General features: G+C 40.7%; 18 protein-coding genes. 14 read left to right on the forward strand and 4 right to left on the reverse strand.

Going from position 1 to position 15,743, the window contains the following annotated elements:
- Positions 1-40 precede the first annotated feature (40 nt).
- The gene (locus CHH58_RS07795; protein ID WP_095262305.1) at positions 41-1,168 is read right to left on the reverse strand and encodes an amidohydrolase; all 1,128 of its coding nucleotides are present in this window, start codon (positions 1,166-1,168) and stop codon (positions 41-43) included.
- 188 nt (positions 1,169-1,356) lie between these two features.
- On the opposite strand from CHH58_RS07795, the gene CHH58_RS07800 reads away from it, so the two are divergent.
- The 9 genes from CHH58_RS07800 (at position 1,357) to CHH58_RS07840 (ending at position 9,746) form a co-directional block, all read left to right on the forward strand.
- Positions 1,357-1,803 carry an Lrp/AsnC family transcriptional regulator gene (locus CHH58_RS07800; RefSeq protein ID WP_095227356.1) on the forward strand — a complete coding sequence of 149 codons (447 nt, stop codon included), beginning with the start codon at positions 1,357-1,359 and terminating at the stop codon, positions 1,801-1,803.
- A gap of 15 nt (positions 1,804-1,818) precedes the next feature.
- A complete protein-coding gene (locus tag CHH58_RS07805) occupies positions 1,819-2,877 on the forward strand; it encodes a M42 family metallopeptidase (protein ID WP_095262306.1) in 1,059 nt (352 codons plus the stop codon).
- Between the two features lie 64 nt (positions 2,878-2,941).
- Positions 2,942-3,790, forward strand: a complete 849-nt coding sequence (locus CHH58_RS07810; protein WP_095262307.1) for a M55 family metallopeptidase — start codon at positions 2,942-2,944, stop codon at positions 3,788-3,790.
- Positions 3,791-3,824: 34 nt separating this feature from the next.
- The gene (locus CHH58_RS07815; protein WP_095262308.1) at positions 3,825-4,751 is read left to right on the forward strand and encodes an ABC transporter permease; all 927 of its coding nucleotides are present in this window, start codon (positions 3,825-3,827) and stop codon (positions 4,749-4,751) included.
- Between the two features lies 1 nt (position 4,752).
- Positions 4,753-5,697: an ABC transporter permease gene (locus CHH58_RS07820; RefSeq protein WP_095262309.1), complete on the forward strand. Its 945-nt coding sequence runs from the start codon at positions 4,753-4,755 to the stop codon at positions 5,695-5,697.
- Positions 5,698-5,705: 8 nt separating this feature from the next.
- Positions 5,706-6,728: an ABC transporter ATP-binding protein gene (locus CHH58_RS07825; RefSeq protein ID WP_170937556.1), complete on the forward strand. Its 1,023-nt coding sequence runs from the start codon at positions 5,706-5,708 to the stop codon at positions 6,726-6,728.
- The gene (locus CHH58_RS07830; protein ID WP_095232043.1) at positions 6,725-7,681 is read left to right on the forward strand and encodes an ABC transporter ATP-binding protein; all 957 of its coding nucleotides are present in this window, start codon (positions 6,725-6,727) and stop codon (positions 7,679-7,681) included. Before CHH58_RS07825 ends, CHH58_RS07830 begins: the two co-directional genes overlap by 4 nt.
- 21 nt (positions 7,682-7,702) lie before the next feature.
- A complete protein-coding gene (locus CHH58_RS07835; protein WP_095232044.1) occupies positions 7,703-9,304 on the forward strand; it encodes a peptide ABC transporter substrate-binding protein in 1,602 nt (533 codons plus the stop codon).
- A 73-nt stretch (positions 9,305-9,377) separates the two neighbouring features.
- The gene (locus CHH58_RS07840; RefSeq protein WP_095232045.1) at positions 9,378-9,746 is read left to right on the forward strand and encodes a DUF3899 domain-containing protein; all 369 of its coding nucleotides are present in this window, start codon (positions 9,378-9,380) and stop codon (positions 9,744-9,746) included.
- A gap of 93 nt (positions 9,747-9,839) precedes the next feature.
- On the opposite strand, the gene CHH58_RS18360 is transcribed toward CHH58_RS07840, so the two are convergent.
- From CHH58_RS18360 to CHH58_RS07850, 3 genes are all read right to left on the reverse strand, one after another.
- A complete protein-coding gene (locus CHH58_RS18360) occupies positions 9,840-9,983 on the reverse strand; it encodes a hypothetical protein (protein WP_164072082.1) in 144 nt (47 codons plus the stop codon).
- Positions 9,984-9,999: 16 nt separating this feature from the next.
- Entirely contained in the window at positions 10,000-11,037 is a 1,038-nt protein-coding gene (locus CHH58_RS07845) for a tetratricopeptide repeat protein (RefSeq protein WP_095232046.1), read from the reverse strand.
- A gap of 208 nt (positions 11,038-11,245) precedes the next feature.
- Positions 11,246-11,782 carry a PadR family transcriptional regulator gene (locus CHH58_RS07850; protein ID WP_095262311.1) on the reverse strand — a complete coding sequence of 179 codons (537 nt, stop codon included), beginning with the start codon at positions 11,780-11,782 and terminating at the stop codon, positions 11,246-11,248.
- 264 nt (positions 11,783-12,046) lie between these two features.
- On the opposite strand from CHH58_RS07850, the gene CHH58_RS07855 reads away from it, so the two are divergent.
- The 5 genes from CHH58_RS07855 (at position 12,047) to CHH58_RS07870 (ending at position 15,341) form a co-directional block, all read left to right on the forward strand.
- The gene (locus CHH58_RS07855) at positions 12,047-12,808 is read left to right on the forward strand and encodes an alpha/beta family hydrolase (protein ID WP_095262312.1); all 762 of its coding nucleotides are present in this window, start codon (positions 12,047-12,049) and stop codon (positions 12,806-12,808) included.
- Positions 12,805-13,695 carry a COX15/CtaA family protein gene (locus CHH58_RS07860; RefSeq protein WP_095262313.1) on the forward strand — a complete coding sequence of 297 codons (891 nt, stop codon included), beginning with the start codon at positions 12,805-12,807 and terminating at the stop codon, positions 13,693-13,695. Before CHH58_RS07855 ends, CHH58_RS07860 begins: the two co-directional genes overlap by 4 nt.
- A gap of 133 nt (positions 13,696-13,828) precedes the next feature.
- On the forward strand, positions 13,829-14,005 hold the full coding sequence (locus CHH58_RS18365) for a hypothetical protein (RefSeq protein WP_170937557.1): 177 nt from the start codon (positions 13,829-13,831) through the stop codon (positions 14,003-14,005).
- Positions 14,006-14,138: 133 nt separating this feature from the next.
- Positions 14,139-14,618, forward strand: coding sequence for a 23S rRNA (pseudouridine(1915)-N(3))-methyltransferase RlmH (gene rlmH, locus CHH58_RS07865; RefSeq protein ID WP_093726097.1), 480 nt, complete (start codon positions 14,139-14,141; stop codon positions 14,616-14,618).
- Between the two features lie 138 nt (positions 14,619-14,756).
- Positions 14,757-15,341, forward strand: coding sequence for a hypothetical protein (locus CHH58_RS07870; protein WP_095262314.1), 585 nt, complete (start codon positions 14,757-14,759; stop codon positions 15,339-15,341).
- The last annotated feature ends 402 nt before the right edge of the window (positions 15,342-15,743 follow it).

Raw genomic sequence — 15,743 nt, forward strand, 5'->3', positions numbered from 1 at the left:
AAAATAAGCTTTGCCTATTAAGAAACTTGTCCACGCATTCTTATACTAATTCGCCATTTATATAGGTTTGTACTGCTTTATTTCTCAAATCGAATGGGTTGCCGGTCCAGAGAACAAAGTCAGCATCCTTGCCAACTTCAACTGAACCAACTCGATCGTCTACGCCTAGATGCTTCGCCGCATTTAGTGTAATAGCTTTAAGAGCCTCTTTTTCTGGCAGACCATATTTAACAGCTAAAATCGCACTTGTCATTAGATGCTCAATCGCAATTACAGGATGATCGGTTGTGATGGAGAATGGTACAGATTCTTCTGCTAGTGCCAACAGTGTATTCCAGCCTTTATCGGCCAGCTCTATTTTTGAGCGAGGTGTCATTGTCGGGCCTACTGACACACGAATGTCGTGTTTAGCGATGAACGGTGCTATTTGATGTCCCTCTGTGCAATGCTCAATCGTTAAATCAATTTCAAATTCCTTTTTTAAGCGTAGAACAGTGACAATATCATCAGCGCGGTGGGCATGTACACGAAGCGGTATTTCTTTATTCAATACTTTGACGATATGCTCTAAGCCTAGGTTTCTGGCTGCTTTTCCTACTTCGCGATCTTCCTTATATGTTTGTGCCTCAATAAATTTCTCGCGAAGAATGGCTGCGATTCCCATTCTAGTTGTCGGCATTCTACCTTTATCACCGTGGAACCGTTTTGGATTCTCTCCTGTTGCTGCTTTTAGACCTGAAGGATTACGAATGACCATTTCATCTACGATTGTCCCTGTCGTTTTTAACACACACATTTCTCCGCCAATTACATTGGCACTCCCAGGCATAACTTGGACTGTGGTAACACCTGAACGCCTGGCATCTTCAAATCCTCTATCCAGTGGGTTTATTCCATCAATTGCGCGCACCTGTGGCGTGGCTGCAGCGCTCGTTTCATTGAAGTCATGTCCTTCTTTTCCTATTCCTTCTTCATGTACACCTAAATGGGTATGTACATCAATTAATCCTGGAGTAAAGTATGTACCGCTAGCATCAATGATTTCATATCCATCTGGAATGCTGGATGTATCTATAGAAGTGAATTTGCCGTCCTTTATTAAAATCGTTGTACCGCTAAATGTCTTTCCTGTTCCGTCTACACCAGATACATTTGTTATGGCCTTCATACAATAACCTCCATAAATATCTAAATTATCATTGATTTCTGAAAATTTATCCAATATAATACCCTCTATACCTAATTCCTAATTACGATATTAAATCAATTTTCGAATATTGTAAATGTTCTTCAATGTAAGGTTATGTATCAAAAAGGGGAGTATAATAGTAGAAAAGTCCGAAAGTAGGAAGAGTAGTGGAGTATCAAATCGATGAGTTAGACCGCGGTATTATCCGAATGTTATCCAAGGATGGCCGCTTAGCTTTTTCAGAAATAGCAAGTGAATTAAAAGTAACGGAGAAGACAATCAGACTTCGTTACAAAAATTTAGTGCAGCATAACATCATTGAAGTAGTAGGCGTAGTGAATCCAATCGCACTCGGTTTAAAAGCTGGAGCGATTATTCAAATAAAAACGAAGCAAGGAACGATTACAAAGGTAAGAGAAGCGCTTAGCACGATAAAAGAAGTTCGCTATATAACGATGACTAGCGGAAACTATCAGCTGCTGATTCAAATTAATGTCCGAAGCCAGGAAGATATAAAGGACTGTATGCTCAAGCTGGACGGTATCGAAGGAATCACTGAAATCAATACGATCATTCAATTAGAAAACTATAAAAATACATTCGAATATCTATAGAAAGGAGCTGCTCGCTTGATTGAATTAGTAAAGAAGCTAACAAGTCTGCAGGGCCCAAGCGGCTACGAACAGGAAGTTAGTTATTTTCTAAAAGATTATCTAAAGGATAAGGTAGATGAAGTGGTGATAGATCCTATTGGTAATGTCATCGCCAAGAAGAAAGGTACAAGCCCAGGACCTAGCATTCTGTTAACAGCTCATATGGATGAAGTCGGTTTTATTGTGAAAAAGATAGAAACAAACGGATTTCTGCGATTTGAAAAGCTAGGCGGTAATGATGATCGGAATCTTGTGGCACAGCCGGTAAAGGTACTAGGCGAGGAAGGTCATATCAATGGAGTGATTGGAACACTTTCTGCACACTTTGCTAAATTTGATGACGCGCAAAAGGTGAGAAAACATAGTCAGCTATACATAGATGTTGGAGTAAGATCTTATCAGGAAGTACTAGAAATGGGCATTGAAGTAGGGGCTCCTGTTACTTGGGGTTCTGAACTGCAGACCATCGGAACTGCTGAAAAACCTAGGATACGTGCCAAGTCACTAGATGATCGTGCAGGGTGTGCCGTTATTCTACAAGTCTTAGAAGAAATAGAGCAAGATTTCGCAGGTGAGCTCATTTGTTTATTCACAGTTCAGGAAGAAGTCGGATTAAGAGGAGCAAAAACAGCATCCGAACATATTGATGCAGATGTTGCTATCGCAATTGATACAACTGCAGTGAGCGATACGTTTGAGCAAACGATGGATCAGACTCTCAGCTTAGGAAATGGGACCGGAATTAAGGTGATGGATGCAAGTTTAATCGTTCCGAAAACAATGAAGAAGCTGCTCGTTCAGCTGGCAAAGGAAAGAAACATTCCTTATCAACTAGAAGTGTTTACTGGAATTGGGACAGACGGCGGGGCAGTCACTTACGCCAACAAAGGCATTCCAACAGGGGTGTTATCGATTCCTTCTCGTTACACACATTCAAGCATCGAACTTATCGACTTAGGCGATCTTATCGCAACCAAGGATTTAGTCAAAGCCTTTGTAAAGAGTCTCGATGAACAATCACGTTTCCCTTTCTGATCTACATATTTTTTTAAGTTAATTAGTTAGAAAATTTATAATAATCATTCAAAGGCGGGTCATTATGAAAATATTTATTTCAGCAGATATGGAAGGCATCTCAGGTGTTGCAACCAATCAGCAGTTAAAAACAAATTCTGAATACCAGCGTTTCAGAAAGCTTATGACAGCGGATGTGAATGCGGCAATAGAAGGAGCCTATAATGGCGGAGCAAAAGAGGTGGTTGTTGCTGATGGGCACGGCAATATGTCGAACATACTGGTGGAAGAGTTAGATCCACGTGCAAGACTTGTTTCTGGTAATAACCGCGTCATGTGTCAGCTGGAAGGCTTGGATGAAACGTTCGATGGGATTATGTTCGTTGGACATCATGGACGTGAAGCTGGATCAGAACGTACAATCATTAGCCATACACTGGCAGGTATCTGTGTGAATGAAATGAAGATCAATAACCGAGTTGTTGGTGAGACGGAAATGAACACACTAGTTGCAGGCGGCTTTAACGTACCGGCGATTTTCATTAGTGGCGATGATGCGTATGTAAAAGAGGTGCAAGAGACATTGCCCGATGTGAAAGGCGCTGTAACAAAACGCGCTGTTGACCGGTTTGCAGCCGAGCTGCTTCACCCAGAGGTTGCCCGCAAAGAGATCCGCGAAAAAGCAGAACTATCAGTCAAAGAAATCAAGAGCTTTAATCCGCAAACAGTGGAGGGGCCTGTGACCTTTAACATCGAGTTTAAAGGGCCGCAGCAGGCAATGATGACGACAACACTTCCTACAGTGGAACTGACTGGTCCACGAAGCATTCGTTTTACTTGTGATGACGTTGTCACAGCATACAAGCATATGTGGGGCTGTGTGATTATTGCAATGACAGCGACAAATGGTGTACTTGGCAGTGTGAATGCGTAAGTGTAACAGCTAGAAAAATAGTGGAGGTGAATCCGTGTATATTGTAAAACGAATACTTATCATGCTGCTTACAATATGGGTCATTGCGAGTTTAACATTCTTGATCATGAAATTTATACCTGGTGATCCATTCGCTTCAGATGCAGATGTGCTTCCGGAGGAAGTATTACAAAACATCAGGGCTAAATACAACTTGGACGAGCCAATAGCAGTGCAATATGTGCTGTATATGAAGGATTTAGTGACATTTGATTTAGGGTTCTCCATTCAATCCGAAACAAGATCAGTAAATTCTATTATTGCTGATGGTGCACCAGCTTCCGCCTTACTCGGGCTGCAGGCTTTAGTCATCGCCTTAGCTCTAGGCTTGCTGTTGGGGATTGTAGCTGCTTTGAATCATAACAAAGTACTCGATTATGCTTCTATGTTTATTGCGATAATCGGTATATCAGTTCCGAGCTTTATCTTGGCACCGCTGCTCATCAAGTATTTTGCCGTGGAGTGGGGGATGTTACCTGTTGCGTCGTGGGGAACATGGCAGCATTCCATTTTACCAACGTTAGCATTAGCTGCGACACCGCTTGCTGTTATCGCGCGGTTTATGCGTTCCAGTATGCTCGAAGTAACCAACCAAAACTATATCAAGACAGCAGACGCCAAAGGGCTATCAAAAACAAAGCTAGTCATCAGGCACGGCATCCGAAATGCTATCTTACCGGTTATTTCTTTCATTGGTCCATTATTTGTCTCCTTAATTACCGGAACATTCGTTATTGAGAAAATATTCGCAATTCCGGGTATCGGACGCTATTTCGTAGATAGTATTTTCAACCGGGACTATCCAGTAATCATGGGAACAACAATCTTCTTCAGTGTATTGCTGGTGTTAACGTTATTCATCATTGATATATCGTACCGTTATATTGACCCAAGAATAAAACTAACGAGTGGAGGGGAGTAAGATGGAAGCTAAACGTGTGAATGATTCCCTTTTTCGCCCCTTATCACCAGAAAAACGTGGACATGACCCTATCCAGCGCCCGAGCATGAGTGTGTGGAAGGAAACAATTCTTAATGTATTAAAAAATAAGATGGCAGTGCTTGGCTTTACCTTGCTTCTCGTCATTGGATTTTTTGCAATAGCTGGCCCGCATATGGTTCCATTCGACCCGGCGAAACAGGATTTGGTGAACACCAATGTTGCACCAAACAGTGAGCATTGGTTTGGATCCGATGACTTAGGACGAGATGTATGGTCAAGAACTTGGTATGGAGCTAGAGTATCGTTAACAATCGGGCTCATTGCCGCAGCAATTGATATTATCCTCGGGGTAACAATCGGAGGTATCTCTGGTTATATGGCCGGCCGAAGCAAGTTCGGTGACCGAATTGATAGTATCTTAATGCGAATTGTTGAAATTCTGTACGGTATTCCTTACCTATTGATTGTCATTCTACTGATGGTAATTATGGAGCCAGGTATTACCTCTATCATTATTGCGTTATCTGTTACCGGCTGGGTAGGGATGGCCAGAATAATACGTGGTCAAATACTCCAGCTGAAGTCACAGGAATATGTGTTAGCTGCCCAAAAGATGGGGACCTCCCACCCCAAAATCATTTGGCGGCATTTGATTCCAAATACAGCAGGTATCATCATCGTGAATATAACCTTTACGATACCATCCGCAATCTTTGCTGAATCATTTTTAAGCTTTCTAGGGTTAGGGGTTCAGGCTCCTTTTGCCAGCTGGGGAACGATGGCGAATGATTCCTTAGGCGTTATTCTTAGCGGGCAGTGGTGGCGACTCTTTTTCCCAGGCTTTATGATTGCCCTCACCATGTTTGCCTTTAACGCATTCGGGGACGGCCTGCAAGATGCACTTGATCCGAAAGCAAATAAATAGGAGGTGAGATGTTGGAACGTTTACTAGAAGTGAATAATTTGGAAGTTAGTTTTAAGACATATGGAGGAGAAGTGCAAGCCGTCCGGGATGTTTCCTTTCACGTTGATAAAGGAGAGATCCTAGCGATAGTCGGAGAAAGCGGCAGTGGGAAAAGTGTTACCGTGCAATCCATCATGGGCCTGATTCCAACTCCGCCAGGCAAAATAAAGAACGGTGAAGTGCTTTTAGAAGGGCAGGATCTTTTAAAACTATCCAAGCGAGATATGCAAAAGGTGAAAGGCTCGAAGATTAGTATGGTCTTTCAGGATCCAATGACTTCATTGAATCCTACGATGAAAGTCGGAAAACAAATTGCAGAAAGTATTACAACGCACCAAAACATAAAGGGTCAAGAAGCGAAGGAAAACGCGATTGACATGATCCGTCGTGTTGGTATTTCAAATCCTGCGGAACGCTATGAGCAGTATCCGCATGAATTCAGCGGCGGGATGCGCCAGCGGATTATGATTGCCATTGCACTGGCCTGTCATCCAAAGGTACTTCTGGCTGATGAACCTACGACAGCATTGGATGTAACCATTCAAGCGCAGGTTTTAGATTTGATGAAGAATCTAAAAGATGAAATGGACACTTCTATTATATTGATTACCCATGACCTTGGCGTTGTAGCCGAGACGGCGGAACGGGTTGCTGTCATGTACGGCGGCATGATCGTCGAAACAGCTCCGGTAAATGAATTATTCAATAATCCAAAGCACCCATACACATGGGGTTTGCTAGAGTCGATTCCAGATATTGATGCAGAAGATAAAAAGCGCTTAGTACCAATCGAAGGAGCACCGCCTGATTTATTTTCTCCTCCGAAGGGCTGTCCGTTTGCGCCGCGTTGTAAATATGCCATGGACGTGTGTGTCGAAGAAATGCCTCCTGCTTTTTCGATCAAGGATGGACATGATGCGAAATGCTGGCTGAATGATTCCAGATCACCAGCCCTCAAAGAATTAGTTGCAGCAGGGAGGCAGTTCTCATGACAGAAACGATCATCCAGATCGAGGAAATGAAGAAATATTATCCGATAGGCAAAGATAAAACGGTGAAATCGGTCGATGATATCTCTATCGAAATAAAACGTGGAGAAACATTTGGTCTCGTAGGAGAAAGCGGCAGCGGGAAATCAACGCTTGGTAAAACGATAGTTGGCTTGGAAGACCCGACATCAGGAAAGATCGTCTACAATGACCTGGATTTAAGTCAGTTAAATAAAAAGCAAAAGAGACAGATAAACCGGGAAATTCAAGTCATCTTCCAAGACCCGCACGCTTCTTTAAATCCGCGGATGCGTGTTGGCGACATTATTGCTGAAGGGATTGATGCGCATAAATTAGCGACAGGCAAAAACCGGCAGGATCGGGTGTATGAGCTATTAGAAAGAGTTGGGCTGCAGCCAGAGCATGCAAAACGCTATCCGCATGAATTCAGTGGAGGACAGCGGCAGCGGATTGGTATTGCCCGGGCGCTAGCGGTAGAACCGAAATTCATCGTAGCAGATGAACCGATATCAGCACTCGATGTATCGATTCAAGCACAGGTTATCAATCTACTGGAAGATTTAAAAGAACAAGAGGATTTAACATACTTATTCATTGCCCATGATTTAGGCATGGTCAAACACATTAGTGACCGAATTGGTGTCATGTACTTAGGGAAAATGATGGAGCTATCCGACAGTGATGAACTGTTTCACGATCCGCTTCATCCTTATACTAAAGCGCTATTATCTGCTATTCCTATTGCAAATCCCGAAGCTGAACGACGTGAAAGAATTGTGTTAGAGGGCGACCCGCCAAGTCCAGTAGATCCGCCAAGCGGCTGTCGTTTCCGAACCAGATGTCCATTTGCGATGGATGTTTGTGCCAAGGAAGTGCCAGAGTGGCGAGAAGTGAAAGAGAAACACTGGACAGCGTGTCATCTTTACAATAATTAAAATTTGAAGGGGGAAAATGTTATGAAAAAATGGCTAGTAGGTATGCTCATACTTGTAATCGTTGCTGCAGGCTGCAGCAATGGCAGTTCAGGAGGAAGCGGAGCTGACATTGCACAAGAAATCACAGTGAATGCAATGAGTGAGCCGCCAGATTTGGATCCGGCACTTGCAACAGATACGACGTCCGGCTGGGTATTGGATCACGTATTTGAAGGTCTTTATACGAAGGATGAAAGCGGAAATCCAGTACTAGGAGCTGCTGAAAATGTAGATGTCTCCGAAGACGGAAAAACATACACGTTCACTCTTCGTGACGATGCAAAATGGTCCGATGGAAGCAACGTAACAGCACAAGACTTCGAGTACGGATGGAAACGAGTTTTAAATCCGGATACAGGTAGCTCCTTTGCCTTCTACATGTACTATATCAAAGGTGCAGAAGCATACAACAAAGGTGATGGCGCGGTAGAAGACGTTGGTATCACTGCACAAGACGATAAGACACTCGTAGTAGAATTAGGTGCACCACTTGAATACTTTGACGAACTATTAACTATGTGGACATTCTATCCAGTAAAACAGGAGCTTGTGGAAGAAAATAGCTCATGGTCTGCAGAAGCAGATACGTATGTAAGTAACGGACCATTCAAGCTGACAAAATGGGCGCATGACAGTGAAGTTGTCATCGAAAAGAATGAAAACTATTGGGATAATAGTGTTGTAAAACTAGATAAAGTAACGTACAAAATCGTCAACGACGCAACAACTTACTATCAAATGTTCAAAACAAATGAGCTGGACTTGATCCAAACATTGCCATCAGATGTTCTTGATCAAGAAAAAGAATCAGAAGAATATAGTGAAGTGCCATACTTCGGTACGTATATGTACATGTTTAACGTAGAAAAAGAACCATTTACGAATGAGAAAATCAGAAGAGCATTCACGCTTGCGGTTGATCGTGAAACACTAACACAAAACGTAACCAAATCAGGTGAAACACCAGCATACGCATTTGTACCACCAGGTGTGGAAACGCCAGAAGGTGATTTCCGTGAAACTGGCGGCGAATACTTTGAAGAAGATGCAGCAGAAGCGAAACGACTTCTAGAAGAAGGTATGGAAGAAGAAGGCTGGACAGAACTGCCGGAAGTATCCATCTCTTATAACACTGCTGAAAACAATAAGAAAATAGCCGAAGCTGTACAAGCAATGTACAAAGACAATCTTGGCGTTGATGTGAAGCTTGAAAACCAAGAGTGGAAAACATACCTGGATACAACACAGCAAGGTAACTTCCAAATGGCTCGTATGGGCTGGATTGGCGTACTAGTAGATCCAGTTGTTATCCTCGATTACTACTTGGGTGACAGCCCGAACAACCGGACAAACTGGGTAAATGAAGAGTACGACCAGCTTATGGCCGATGCCAAAGTAGAACAAGACCCAGAAAAACGCTATGACTTATTGCACCAAGCAGAAGCTGTATTAATGGAAGATCTGCCGTTTAACCCAATCTACCATTATACTAACAACTACCTAACATCACAGAACTTCGAAAACATTGTCTATCCGGTAAACCGTTATCCTTACCTGAAATGGGCAGAAAAAGTATCTGAGTAACAAACTGAACTGATGGAAAGCGGGATCTCTGGCAGATCTCGCTTTCCGTTACATAGTAAAGGAGTTAATAGATATGAAGTGGAAAATTTCATTGTTCTTCTTAACCATTCTCGGCTGGTACATCGCAACATTAGCTGTTCCTTTTTCACTAGCAAATTTATCTAATATCGCATTCTTGATTGGCCTTATATTAATCATAATTGCAGCAATAGCACTCATACTACATACAGGATTCCTAACTCCATTGATCCAAGGCTTCAAAATTATTGGTGAACGGATGGTCCTTAAATCACGCTCCGCAGAAGAAGCAGATAGCCAAATAAAAAATGATCCCAAGATGCAATCATTCAAAGCTAATGTAGCAGCTCGTATTACGCAGAGCACCTTTATCGTAGGAGCTGGCTCAATTCTTACTTCTGTAATTGGTATACTTATGCTGTAACTTAGAAACACAATCCATTGGAATTGGTTATAAACATATTCTATTAATCTATGAACAAAAAAAAGACCCCATATAGGGGCTATTTTTCCTTCTTTATTTATCTAGTATATTGAAGGAAAGTATAGCGCTGCCAAAATCACCTTTTTTATCTGCTAAGCCATCTTGATTTGAATAACCGATCACACCACTGATAATGATAGTTCCAATTAGAATTACGGAAAACATTACTTTTTTCATGAGATCGCCCTCCTACTTAGATTAAAGCCAAGAGATAATATTTTGTTGCGAGTTCATATTGCTTACTATCAGTATAATACTGCGCTAGTTCCTTTGAAAAGAGCCTAACGTTAAACTTATCGTTAACTTTTTGGAAATAGTCTATACCCTCCTGCCAAACACTTTCAAAGTTATGTCTGTCTTCATACTTTTTATGAAGCATGGCAAATTCCCATTTCATCTTCGTATCATCATTGTCGAGACTCTTTTGAAAGCCTTCTGAGTAGGCTTGTTTCGCTTTCGTAGCTTGATTGGTCTTCCAATAGGAGTCTGCTAACAGATACAGGACGTTTAATTCAATACGTTCTTGTTTTCCCGCCAACGCATCCTCCAGATAGCGAATAGCAGTTGCCGGCAAGCCACGTGTGACATATAAGAGTCCTAGATTTAGATTAGTAGAAGCTAAGAGACTTTGATTTTCGATTCTTTTACAAGTAGATAATGCTCTATGAAGGTGTTCTTCTGCCAACTCGTAATCTGACATATCCAGATAGTTCATGCCTTGCACTAACTCAGTTCGAGCAAGTAAGAAATTGAGTGGCTCAAGTGATTTGAAGTTTTCAACAGCCCTAGCTGCATGTACAGCAGATAAAGTTGTAATGTCGAGGAAGTAATAAACCATAGCCTTAATAAGATGAAATTCTCCTATTTTTGCAGGTTCCATAGAGGGACTTACATATTTTTCAGCTTTCTCCAAACATACTAGTGCATCCTGGTACTGCTTTTCAAAGTAATAGATAATCCCTTCAGCAAAGAAGAGCTGGTATTTCTGCAGCTCTGTGAAATTCCCATCGTATTCCCGAGCTTTCACTAGCGAATGCTTACTCTCTTGAAAATCCCTCTGAATAGCATAGTAACGGCTTTCAAGCAAAAGATAGGTAACCAGTGTTTCAGCATCATAATCGTCGGTGTGTTTATTCAATTCTTCGTAGATGCTGCGTGCAGCTTCTTTCTTGTCAAGTTGGATACTTACTGACCAATTATCCAGATGACCTGCAATATCAAGGCTTTCCATATACAATGCTCCCTTGTAATTGAATATAAGAATAGTTTACCATTATTTGGCGAAATCTGTATTGGGAATGATTTCCTTTGTTGATCTACTATATTTATAGTTTCAATCAAGAGATTTCTCGCTTTAGGAAAGTAGAAAAGAAACTTATGCCAGCACATCTCTAAAAAAGAAGCGTTGCAGCTATATTTCTGGTAGCTGCAACGCTTCATTAATGCTGCATATTTTCCTGGATGTATTGCTTTGCCCACTTGCACCATTCCAAGTACATTTCGGAATACTTTATGCCATATTCAACGGTTAATATCGTGCCAACAGAATGTTCTTCTTGGCTAGTAAAGTGTTTCTTCCACTCTTTCGTCATACGTAATGTTTTTTCCTCTCTCGCTATTACTTCATCCAATAAGTTGTTAATGTCTTCGGCGGATAAGAAAGGGAAAATAGTCGTCTTTATTAAGAACTCATCCTTGATCTTTGCAGGCTTTAAAGGTTCTTCCAACGCCCAGCGTATTAGTTCCTTTTTTCCTGTATCGGTAAGCGAATAGATTTTTTTATTTGGTAGGGTTCCCTGAACCACTAGTTCATGTTGTATTAAGTTGTTGTCTTCCATTTTGTGCAGTTCTGTATAGATCTGGCTATGCGTCGAATTCCAAAAATAAGTCATACGCTGCTTAAATATTTTCACTACATCATATCCAGTTACGGGTTCTTTCGCGATGATTCCTAACAACGCGTAACGTAGGCTCATAAAACATCAATTCCTTAAGATTTGTCTATTTAAAGAAATTATAGCATATCAACTTGACCAAAGTATGGAGCGTCTATTACTATATCTATAGTTTCATATGTCTAAAATGACATATATATAGTGGGTATCCACAGGAATATCCATATGACCTTAATCAGGTTGAAGGAGATATTCAGAAATGACTCATAAAAAAGGAAGATCGTTCTTTCATAATAGGTAGCGGATCGCTGTCAGCTAGGATGAATCTGGAATGGTGAGGTTGAAATGATGAAGAAGCTTTTGAATAAGAAAATACTAATTATTACGTTAAGCAGCTTAGGTATACTTGTTGTCTTGGGATTGGCGTTATTCTTAATGTGGTCGCAAGATACATATAGTGCGATAGATTCCTCAGAGGCTGCAATAGAGGAAGACATACAGTTAGAAGATGGATGGTATATCGATAGAGCTGAACATGCGGACAAAGGGATCATTCTTTATCCGGGGGCAAAGGTTGAGCCAGAAGCATATGCCTACCTAGCACAAGAGCTAGTAAAGCACAATATAACCGTCGCTATCCCATCTGTTCGATTGAACTTACCCATACTCGATGTTTCCAAAGCAAATGAAGTAATAGAAGAAGAGAAAGAGATAGAATGGTATATTGCAGGGCATTCCATGGGAGGTGCTGCAGCAGCTATGTACGCAGATCAAAATATGGAGAGCATAAAAGGACTGATCCTGCTTGGTGCATATGCAGCAGAAAATGATGAGTTACGTGATTCTGAACTACCTGTACTTTCCATCAGCGGGACTGAGGATGGATTGAGTACACCTGAAAAGATAGAAGAATACAGCGCTTATTTGCCACAAACATCAGACTTCACAGAAATTCCTGGCGGCAATCACGCCTATTTCGGCGTATATGGCAGCCAATCTGGTGATAAGGAAGCACAGATCACAGTGGGGGAACAACAAGTCATTATAGTAGATACGATTGTTGAATGGATGGAAGATGTCTCTGTTACTGGAGAAGGAGACAAATGACAAAACTAAAAATCTACAGCATCATAACTACAGTTATTGTACTAATTGTTCTATTACAAGGTTCCCTAGTTACGAAAACAGGATCAGGTCAAGGATGCGGCACCACATGGCCGCTCTGTTTCGGGGATGTTATCCCTTATAACCCTACACTGGAAACAATCATTGAATACACCCACCGATTGATATCCAGCACCGCGGGATTACTAGTTTTAATTCTATCATTCTGGTCTTGGCGTAAACTAAAGCATATGAAAGAAATAAAGTTCTTTGCCATTCTAGCTTCAGCTGCCATTATAGTACAAGGCTTAATGGGAGCAGGGCAGGTTGTATTCGGACAGCCGCCATTAATAATGGCATTGCATTTTGGCTTCTCAGCAATCTCCTTAGCAGCCGTTTTTGCCATAACGCTGTTTACATTCGAAACACCATCTACCAAAGTCGCCATACAAGTCGGGAGGAAGCTTAGACGTTATATCGTCTTCATTACTGTCTACGCTTACGCGGTCATCTATACAGGGGCATTCGTAAAGCATATGGAAGCGTCCGCCGTCTGCAAAGGGTTTCCATTATGTAATGGAGAAGCCGTTTTGTTCAGCCAAGGAACAGTTGTATTCGCGCAGATGTTCCATCGCATAGCAGGGATGCTGTTAACAGTCCTTATCGCTGTGTTTGTTGTATGGGTATTAAAACAGTACAAGCATCAACGTCTATTAGTAATTCTTAGTCTAATAAGTCTGCTTCTAATAGTCGTCCAGCTTATAAGTGGTATAGGTATGGTATTCACCTCGAATCAAAACTTAACGTTTGGATTAATGCATGCGCTGGTGATCTCTATCTTCTTTGCTTTGTTTGTTTATACCATCGTGATTACTAGAAGAAATAAATAATGTTGAAACACATAGAAGAGCCCTACCTGGTTAAAACAGGAGGGGCTTTTTTGCTGGAAATTAAGATAGTCTATTTCGTATATATATAGACTTTATCATTGGAATTCTAGTACTAGACTGGAGGTATATATGTGTGAGAACGCTCAGCATTCTGATTGTTATCATAGCCGTTATGCACATCAGCAACCTTATTAACGTAACCCTCTTGGATGGAGAATGGAGCGGAATTGTTATCTGGCTCTCAACTCTTCTATTCCTCATTAGCATGGCCGTGTATGGCAGAGAAGTGAATAGAAATCGGAAAAAGTAATTCTGAATTAGGAGACGATCCCTCAAAAGACACGAAATCCACTCCACCATTCTTCATAAAACACTGTGTAAACTCCGCCAATCAGCTATATAATGACAGATAGAGACAAATTGGACGGAAAGAAGGCAAACAAATGAAAATCACCATCATCAGCGTCGGCAAACTAAAGGAAAAATACCTCAAGCAAGGCATAGAGGAATACACCAAACGCCTCGGCGCCTACGCCAAAGTCGACCTAATCGAAGTACCCGACGAAAAGGCCCCTGAAAACCTGAGCGAAGCAGACATGCAAATCGTCAAACAAAAAGAAGGCGACCGCATCCTGTCGAAAATCGGCCCCGACGACTACGTCATTTCCCTGGAAATAAAAGGCCAAATGATCACATCCGAGCAACTCGCGTCGAAAATTGACAGCTTGGCCACGTACGGGAAGAGTAAGATTGTGTTTGTGATAGGTGGATCCTTGGGATTAAGTGAAGAAGTTATGCAGCGGAGCGATTATGCGCTGTCATTTTCGAAGATGACATTTCCCCATCAGTTGATGAAGTTGGTGTTGGTTGAGCAGGTTTATCGGGCTTTTCGGATTATTAAGGGGGAACCATATCATAAGTAGAGGCAAATATTTAAGAAGCATAAATTATAAAGGAAATGCTTTTTCCAACGTCAAATATCATGAGTAGATACCCATAATGGTTGGTGAGAATTATATATTTCAAGATGCTTCTGTTTTCTAACTTAAGGGGGAATAAGTATGTCACGAATACCAATTGGACCAGTTATTAAAGGTGTTAAAAAAACAGGGAAATTCGTTAAAGACAATAAAAAAGAGATTGGAGCATTTATAAGTGTTGTAGGTAGTGTTGGAGGAGCAGCAATAAAGTGGAAAAAAGAATCCAAAACAGAAGACAAATTGCATCCAAGACATAATAGTTATTTACATTATAAAACTAAAATACTAACGGAATTGGATAGTCAAAATAGGAATGAACTTTTTCGATATATAGATGAAATCGAACAGTTTATTCAACAGATAAAAAATGAGAAAAAAAGGGAAATTGGCGTAAAAAAGCCTATACATAAAAAAAGAATTAATAATTGGAATGATATTCTTATTCAAATTAAAGATAAAATGTCTACAAAAGATTATCTTGAATTTATTAAAATTTATAACAACCCAAGTTATCAAAGTGAATATTTTAGTGGTTTTGAGGGACATGTAGAGAAATTCAAAAAGCTCAATAATGTAGAAAACTATGATGATTTATTGAAATATATTGCAGAAATTACCAGTAGGGATATTGAAAAAATCAAGAAAGATTTTTTGCTAAAATACTAATAATACATGGAATATCAAGCCAACATGGTTAAAATAAAGGGCTGAAGGCTGCTACATGATTCCAGTGATTTATCGAAAGGGAAATACAATACAGTATAGGCATACTTTTTGTATGAATTTCTTGAGCTTTCTCTGAGCAGAAAAGATAAGGAAGGTACAAGAAAAGTGCAATGTGCATATTAACTTAACGGATGCATGAGTTAAAGAAATGATCGCTACAGCGGTCATTTTTTTTAGCTAACGGGGGCTTAATGAATAAGGAATAAACCTAAGACTAAATTATGCAAGTTAAATACGCTACTTATAAATTTCAGTTCTTTACATATTTATATATTTATAAAACATACTGTAATGAATAGCCTTATTCATCATAGCAAATGACACTGGTTTTTAAATAGTAAA

Source organism: Terribacillus saccharophilus (assembly GCF_002272745.1).
In the GTDB taxonomy this organism is placed as follows: domain Bacteria; phylum Bacillota; class Bacilli; order Bacillales; family Amphibacillaceae; genus Terribacillus; species Terribacillus saccharophilus_B.

Coding starts and splice junctions, on each gene's coding strand:
- CHH58_RS07795 (WP_095262305.1), bottom strand. CDS start 1,168: ATGAAGGCCATAACAAATGTATCTGGTGTAGACGGAACAGGAAAGACA.
- CHH58_RS07810 (WP_095262307.1), top strand. CDS start 2,942: ATGAAAATATTTATTTCAGCAGATATGGAAGGCATCTCAGGTGTTGCA.
- CHH58_RS07820 (WP_095262309.1), top strand. CDS start 4,753: ATGGAAGCTAAACGTGTGAATGATTCCCTTTTTCGCCCCTTATCACCA.
- CHH58_RS07825 (WP_170937556.1), top strand. CDS start 5,706: ATGTTGGAACGTTTACTAGAAGTGAATAATTTGGAAGTTAGTTTTAAG.
- CHH58_RS07830 (WP_095232043.1), top strand. CDS start 6,725: ATGACAGAAACGATCATCCAGATCGAGGAAATGAAGAAATATTATCCG.
- CHH58_RS07835 (WP_095232044.1), top strand. CDS start 7,703: ATGAAAAAATGGCTAGTAGGTATGCTCATACTTGTAATCGTTGCTGCA.
- CHH58_RS07840 (WP_095232045.1), top strand. CDS start 9,378: ATGAAGTGGAAAATTTCATTGTTCTTCTTAACCATTCTCGGCTGGTAC.
- CHH58_RS18360 (WP_164072082.1), bottom strand. CDS start 9,983: ATGAAAAAAGTAATGTTTTCCGTAATTCTAATTGGAACTATCATTATC.
- CHH58_RS07845 (WP_095232046.1), bottom strand. CDS start 11,037: ATGGAAAGCCTTGATATTGCAGGTCATCTGGATAATTGGTCAGTAAGT.
- CHH58_RS07850 (WP_095262311.1), bottom strand. CDS start 11,782: ATGAGCCTACGTTACGCGTTGTTAGGAATCATCGCGAAAGAACCCGTA.
- CHH58_RS07855 (WP_095262312.1), top strand. CDS start 12,047: ATGATGAAGAAGCTTTTGAATAAGAAAATACTAATTATTACGTTAAGC.
- CHH58_RS07860 (WP_095262313.1), top strand. CDS start 12,805: ATGACAAAACTAAAAATCTACAGCATCATAACTACAGTTATTGTACTA.
- rlmH (WP_093726097.1), top strand. CDS start 14,139: ATGAAAATCACCATCATCAGCGTCGGCAAACTAAAGGAAAAATACCTC.
- CHH58_RS07870 (WP_095262314.1), top strand. CDS start 14,757: ATGTCACGAATACCAATTGGACCAGTTATTAAAGGTGTTAAAAAAACA.